Source organism: Anabaena sp. 54, from assembly GCF_017355725.1.
GTDB classification, from domain to species: domain Bacteria; phylum Cyanobacteriota; class Cyanobacteriia; order Cyanobacteriales; family Nostocaceae; genus Dolichospermum; species Dolichospermum heterosporum.
Map to the genome: position 1 here is coordinate 476,239 of NZ_JAAVWA010000001.1, position 6,000 is coordinate 482,238.

Sequence of the window (6,000 nt, forward strand, 5' to 3'; positions counted from 1 at the left end):
ATTTCTGCATCAGTTTTGGGACATTTTTTTATTTGGAAGTCTCTTAGGAATGTGGATTAAATAACTTACAATTCTAAATGTTGTTGTGGTTTAGCAGTATAGTTCCACTGTGGCAAAAAATCATCAAAGAAAATCTCCATTCAATTTCACTTACTCCCTATTAGGGATTGAAACAGAGCGATCGCATCCCACTAGCGATCGCCCAAATTGCAATTTCATTTACTCCCTATTAGGGATTGAAACTTTTAAATAATAGTGATTTAGATGATTATAATCTTAATTGCAATTTCATTTACTCCCTATTAGGGATTGAAACGGTGGCCTTCTACTGCTTCTGTTGGTTCTGGATCATTGCAATTTCATTTACTCCCTATTAGGGATTGAAACATGAATGCGTTATTCTTATTGGAATAATTCTTATTCAGGACTTACGCACTTTATAAGTTCACATTAATTCTTTTTCAATGAGTTCAATTAATTCCAGAATACTACGAGATTGGCTAGGTTCTACATTAGATTCTTCAATTATATGGACATGATGGGGAAAATTAGGTAATTTTGGAAAATGCTGCACATTATTGAACAGAATTCAGGAGTCAGGAGTCAGAATTCAGAATGAATTCTGTGCGAGTGGCGGATGAATAACTGGGTTTAAGACCCCCACCAAATCTACGATTTGGTGGTCTTTAATCAGTCGCAGGTTTGAATCCTCGACTGATTGATTCTGACTCCTGGCTACTGACTCCTGACTCCTTCTTCATCCCAACGTTTTCTTAAATTTTCCTTTTGTTCATCCATCCACTGATAACGATAACCAAGGGTTACAAAATGTCCCTCAATAATAGTAAAGGACTCTGCTATTTCTAAGAAATCATTATTTACTAAAGTTAATCTAGTACGGAAATAACCACGATCCAATAAAATTTTTTCTTCCACAATAGCGATTTTAATAATAATGCGGCTAGTAGCTAATTTAATTTTTACTGTATTAATATAATCTTGTATTTCCATTGTTTAACTAGCTATTAAATTCGTATTTATCTGAATAGTATTTTGAGCATTAGTCCACATTTCATAAAATACGCTCCATTCAAAAAAATCTATTTCATCTCCTAATTTACCTGCTTGAAATTCTTGATAGAAGTCACCAGAAGACATTTGATATTTTGTCTCAAAATTCTTTAATTTTTGTTCTAAATCTGAAATATCTTGTTGTGTTGAATTTGCTAATGGTGAAGATAATTTGACATTATTAATTTTGCTTTCTAAAAGCTGCCTTTCTTCTGGGGATAAAGAGAGGATGATTTGAGTGATAGATTCAACTAATTGGGTATTCATAATGTAATTTTCCTTGGTCGGCAATTTGTATCTTCACTATATCTCATTTATCGAAGTTTGAATGGCACTTAATGAGTCAAAACAAAGCTACTACGACTTATTTGAAGAAGCAGGAATCAGTTGGAAGAAAACCACTACTCCCTATTAGGGATTGAAACTACGCATGAGGGAGGGTTTACGCCGTAAACCCCTACGAAATTTTAATTTCACTTAATCCCCATTAGTGTTTGTTTAAGTTCTAAGTAGGTGAACACAATCAAACCAATCTGTGTAAAGAAAAGTAAAATCGCTTAAACCCTATTCAATCTTGCCTCTTGCCTTGCCATAACGACGATTGACAATGCTAACCTACTTAGATGATTCTTGCTTCTAGAGTATTTCCACCGTCCCTTTATAACCATCAATTTGGACTTGTTGACCGTCTTGAAGTAGGTATGTCGCACCACGCACATCCATAACAGCGGGAATACCGTATTCACGGGCGATAATTGCTCCGTGAGAAAGTTTACCACCTGCTTCGGCAATTAAGCCTCCAGCTTGGACTAGGATAGGGGCCCAACCGGAATCTGTGTAAGGGACAACAAGGATAGTGTTTTTATCAATATTATGGGCTTCTTGTAAGGTTCGTAATACTTTTACCCGTCCTTGAATTTGTCCTTGACTGGCGGGAATACCTAATAAAATGTTGTCAGAGGAATCAATTACGGGTTTAATGGGATGAGGGGGGTTATAACCGTAAACTACGGGGGGAATTTGGGGAATTTGGCTATCTTGGATAAATTGCGATCGCCTGTTTGCGATTAATTCCCAGATATGATTCTTAAAAGCTACATCTGGATTAATCCCTAAACGACGAATTTCCTCTAACTTGAGAAAGAAAATATCTCCCTGTTGTGTTAATACCCCAGACTGAAGCCACATCTGTTCTAGCGCCAAAAATGTCCAACGTAATTCCGCCAACAATCGGGAATAAACTTCTGTCACCCTACCTTTAAGATCAACTCGTCTTTGTACTAAATTTGTCTGTTCTGAACGGGAATCATCTAAATTTGGTGCTTCCGGTGCTTGTAGCAACTGGATAAATAATTGTCTGACTATTTGGGGATTTTCTCGCCAAGTGGGGACGGAAATATCTGTACCAACTTCGCTCAAATAGCCATAATCCTCAATCAATTCGTTAAATTCCGCTAAAATTCTCGACCCTGCGGCTGTTTCTGCTAATTGTGCAAATACTTGTTCTGGTTTAAGTTCATAGTTACCGGCGATTAAGATTTGTCGAGCATCCGCCGCCAATAAGCGCATAGCTCTTAATGATGCTACCTCTGGGGTGACGCTATTATCAATTTCTTCTACTTTTGCCCCCAAAACCGCTTGACGGATGGCTGCACTTAAGGGGGCTAAAATGCTGTAATAAGTACCCCGGTGGAGTAAGTCGAGAATTAAATCTATTCTCCCTAATAATTGATCTAGTGATAATTCCTCAATGACAACGTTTGATAATTGGGTTAATCCCGGAATAAAAACTTGGCGATAGTCCAATTTAAAATCTTTGTCTAAATCAATTTCTCGCTTGAGTAACTTTGTCAGTCCTGGTAAATTAGCCAAAGTAGAATCTAGAGCAGGTTTACTCATGCTTGCACCTCTAGTCAGAAATTCCAAACTTTCTGGAGGTAATCCCATTTTCAGAAAGATTTCTCCTAATAAGGAAGCATTAAAATAGGCTCTAGAGTAGTGCAGTGTGGCTGTTGTGGCAAAATCCAACCGGTTAGCGCGATCGCCTAACACTATACTAAAAATTTCCCCCCACACACCACAGGTTAAAGGTGAATTAATAGACCAAGTTAAGGGATGAATAACTCCCGGAATTACCTCAGCCGCGATTTTTCTTGTCCATAACGGTAAAAGGGTAGTGATAGGTCTTGTCTGCAATACCCACAGATTTTGACCATCATAACTCCATTCAATATCTTGGGGAATGCCCAAATAACGTTTTTCTAACCGCCGAGCTAAGTAGGCAACTTGTTTAATTAATGCTTCAGGAACTTTGCCATGACCTTCAAATTGCAGACAAGATAATTTTTCATTATCCGCAACCACCACCCGATATTGTTCCGGTGTTACCTTCCCAGATACAATTTGCGTAGGACTACCAGACACCGCTTCAATAACCACCGCCTCACCCTGTTGAGAAATGGGATCTCGGCTAAAAGCTACCCCAGAAAATACGCTTTGGACTTGTTGTTGAATGAGTACCCCCATTGCCCGATCTTCTGAACTACTGCGATGGCGATATTCGACGGCACTGGGATGATCATAGGAGGCTTTAACTTGAGCGATCGCTTGTCGCAATTCTACCTTACTGATCACATTTAAAATCGTTTCATACTGTCCTGCCGCCGAAGCTTGTTGGGAATCTTCGCCAATCGCCGAGGAACGCACTACCAAGGGCGAAAGTGGCGACGGTTGCAGAAAATCAATTAAAACAGTAGGATCTTCACCAGCAGGCAGTACCCAACCTTTAGGAACTGCATAGCCCCAACGTTTAATTTGCGATAATGTCGCAGCTTTAGCTCCTACCACTTCCCCATCTAAATCATCATCTAAAGTAATAATCCTCTCTTGATTATTTAAATATTCCATCATTGGTTGAGATTCTAGCGCCGCCTCCTCAACAGGGAGATTCATATCATCAGGAATTTGGCTATAAATCCAGTAAATTAACCCCGACAAAGTTGCAGCAGCGATAATCCTTAGTATATCTTGGGAATGGATAATACCCACAAACAGGGGAAATATCACTAATACCCCCAACTTAATAGTTTCCTTAGAACGAGTAATTAAAAACCCCATCGCCGCCAGCAAACTCACAAAAGCAGCTACCATCGGATCATGTGCCAACAACCCCCAGGAAACGTTAGTTATTCCTGCGCCTTTAGTAGCCACATATCTACCGATAACCAAAGCAATTAAAGCAATAAGTTCCCAAACTGGTTGGGAAGGAAAACAATATTGGGCAATTGTCACAACCCCAACACCCTTGAGGGCTTCAGAAACTACGCAGATACTTCCTGCTAACTTACCACCATGATAAAAAGCGGCTGCCACACTAATATTTCCTGTACCCACCTTGGCTAACTGCTTACCACTCAAGGCATAAGTAATCCAGGAAATTAGTGGTATTGCTCCTAACAGTGGACAAACAATTAAAATAATGACGATACCGAAAAGATTAATCATGATTCTCTAATCTAAAAATTAAAATTTGATGACATCTTCCAAGTTTGTTGTTAACAAACATGAATCACATAATAAAGATAAAACCCTTGTACGGCAGGAGTCAGGGTTCAGATTCAAAATAATTCTTTCTTCTTTGTTTTTCTTTCTTGCTCCTGACTGCTGATTGGGCGCAGGCCCTGCGCCCCTACCTCCTGACTGCTGATTGGGCGTAGGCCTTGCGCCCCTACCTCCTGACTGCTGATTGGGCGCAGTCCCTGCGCCCCTACCTCCTGACTCCTCTTAAATATAAGGACACTAGAAAACAATGATAGTCTTACTAGTGTCCCAAATGTTATTCAAGGAATTTAGCCTAGTGCATAAGCGGCAGTAAGCGCCCAAATAATCAGCCCAGCAATTGATCCTAAAAGTACCACAGTGGAAATTGTAATCAGTTTAGGTGAATCTGCACCTTCAAATTTCATGATTCCGCGATTTAAATCGGACATTGTTTTATAATGCTCCTTTATTACAGGGCTAATCTGTCCGTCTTGATTTTAGTCTTTCTATTGCCAGATGGTGTTAAATTCTTATTACGATTTTTTTTAAGATTGGTAACAAGAGGGAAAATGGGACTTCTCTACTACTTAATATTGTGCAAAAATAATTTAATTTTCTCTAATCCAAAGAGCTAAACCACCTCCGCGTCCACGAGCAGCAATCATATCTTCAGTAACTAGAAAAAAAGCAAAAAAAGCCAGTTTGGCGATGGCTTGCTCGTTAAAATCTTTAATTTCACCTTTACTTGCAGAAATATTTTGATTGACAAACATCCAATCAAATAAACTAATCTGCATTTTGATGAAATCAAAAGCCAATAAATTCTTTTTTCCTAAATATTTGATTGGTCCAGTTAATTTAAATAATATTCCTCCCAATTGGACTTGATTCGCAATTTCTCCTGTTCCTAAAGTCTTTGTTTCCAACGGATTCAAGCAAATATGAATTTTCGTAAATCTTGGCACATACCAACCCTTACCTAAAATAATTCCCCCACGATTTCTGACTTTTTTAGTACCAGTAGCAAAACAAAGTCGCCATTTACCATTGAGAGATTCAAAAGGATAATTTAACTTTTGTAGCTTGGCGGTTTTTTCCGCCTCCAGCAACGCATTCACCATTATTTCCGCCGAGGGTAATTGATTTCCGGCTCGGTATGCAGTCGCAGCACAGGACAAGGAGTTGATAAAATCAGACGCAGAATTAGATATTAAATTAGCTTTCATAAAAGTATTATTGATCTCAACTATTGCTATTTTTTTCATAAACTACATAGATTGTAACGTTTATTTAATTATTTTCTTAATTAAGGGTAAGTAGGTGAACACAATAAAACCAAACTGTGTAAAGAAATGTAAAATCGCCCAAACCCTCTTCACTCTTGCCTCT

The 6,000-nt window shown here is 38.6% G+C and carries 6 protein-coding genes and 1 CRISPR repeat array; all 6 genes read right to left on the minus strand.

What is annotated here, in order from left to right; all coding sequences use genetic code 11:
- Positions 1–137: 137 nt before the first annotated feature.
- A CRISPR array of direct repeats spans positions 138–387; the repeat unit is 37 nt; unit sequence ATTGCAATTTCATTTACTCCCTATTAGGGATTGAAAC.
- A 58-nt stretch (positions 388–445) separates the two neighbouring features.
- A complete protein-coding gene (locus tag HEQ36_RS02470) occupies positions 446–574 on the minus strand; it encodes a DUF6516 family protein (protein WP_234413194.1) in 129 nt (42 codons plus the stop codon).
- 161 nt (positions 575–735) lie between these two features.
- Complete coding sequence (locus HEQ36_RS02475) at positions 736–1,011, minus strand: DUF6516 family protein (protein ID WP_053539607.1); 276 nt, start codon at positions 1,009–1,011, stop codon at positions 736–738.
- A gap of 3 nt (positions 1,012–1,014) precedes the next feature.
- A complete protein-coding gene (locus HEQ36_RS02480; protein WP_053539606.1) occupies positions 1,015–1,338 on the minus strand; it encodes a hypothetical protein in 324 nt (107 codons plus the stop codon).
- Between the two features lie 369 nt (positions 1,339–1,707).
- Entirely contained in the window at positions 1,708–4,575 is a 2,868-nt protein-coding gene (locus HEQ36_RS02485; RefSeq protein WP_168636459.1) for a glycerol-3-phosphate acyltransferase, read from the minus strand.
- Positions 4,576–4,919: 344 nt separating this feature from the next.
- Complete coding sequence (locus tag HEQ36_RS02490; protein ID WP_027401772.1) at positions 4,920–5,060, minus strand: hypothetical protein; 141 nt, start codon at positions 5,058–5,060, stop codon at positions 4,920–4,922.
- Positions 5,061–5,219: 159 nt separating this feature from the next.
- Entirely contained in the window at positions 5,220–5,837 is a 618-nt protein-coding gene (locus HEQ36_RS02495; protein ID WP_053541299.1) for a hypothetical protein, read from the minus strand.
- Between the last annotated feature and the right edge of the window lie 163 nt (positions 5,838–6,000).

What these genes read in the sequence shown, in the direction of transcription:
- HEQ36_RS02495 (WP_053541299.1), bottom strand. Translation starts at nt 5,837, where the DNA reads ATGAAAGCTAATTTAATATCTAATTCTGCGTCTGATTTTATCAACTCC.
- HEQ36_RS02485 (WP_168636459.1), bottom strand. Translation starts at nt 4,575, where the DNA reads ATGATTAATCTTTTCGGTATCGTCATTATTTTAATTGTTTGTCCACTG.
- HEQ36_RS02490 (WP_027401772.1), bottom strand. Translation starts at nt 5,060, where the DNA reads ATGTCCGATTTAAATCGCGGAATCATGAAATTTGAAGGTGCAGATTCA.
- HEQ36_RS02475 (WP_053539607.1), bottom strand. Translation starts at nt 1,011, where the DNA reads ATGGAAATACAAGATTATATTAATACAGTAAAAATTAAATTAGCTACT.
- HEQ36_RS02480 (WP_053539606.1), bottom strand. Translation starts at nt 1,338, where the DNA reads ATGAATACCCAATTAGTTGAATCTATCACTCAAATCATCCTCTCTTTA.